This window comes from Streptococcus suis (assembly GCF_002960445.1).
GTDB lineage: Bacteria > Bacillota > Bacilli > Lactobacillales > Streptococcaceae > Streptococcus > Streptococcus hyiners.
This window is the reverse complement of the sequence record NZ_POJD01000065.1, coordinates 1-337: the sequence shown is the minus strand read 5'-3', so window position 1 is coordinate 337 and position 337 is coordinate 1. Positions and strand designations below refer to the sequence as shown.

Here is a 337-nt window from a genome sequence, read left to right as displayed (position 1 = left end):
ATGCCCTGAAAGTACACTATGAGTTCCCAAACCTCCTACAGGCAACGATGTTCCTTCTAGATGTCCAATAGAAGTCTCTAAAACCGTTTCGTCTGTCCCATGAAATATAGATAACTTGACATCAATTTTAGGAATCTCAATATAGCCCATGATGCCATCTTTATTGAAATTCAATTCCTGATTGTAGGCTTCAATGTCGGATGCAGTCACATTCCAGTTTAAGGGTTTTTCTTGATTATACTGGCGCGCACTATCAATGATTTCTTTGTATTGGTCAGCTGTCATATCTGATACTGTGTCAGAATAGGACATGATGGCCTCTGATTGGTGGAAGGAA

Annotated in this window: 1 protein-coding gene; it reads right to left on the bottom strand. The window is 39.8% G+C overall.

Translation table 11 applies throughout. The features are described from left to right. The coding region (locus C1G53_RS00345; RefSeq protein ID WP_153046626.1) for a sortase at window positions 1-337 on the bottom strand (337 nt) is incomplete at both ends.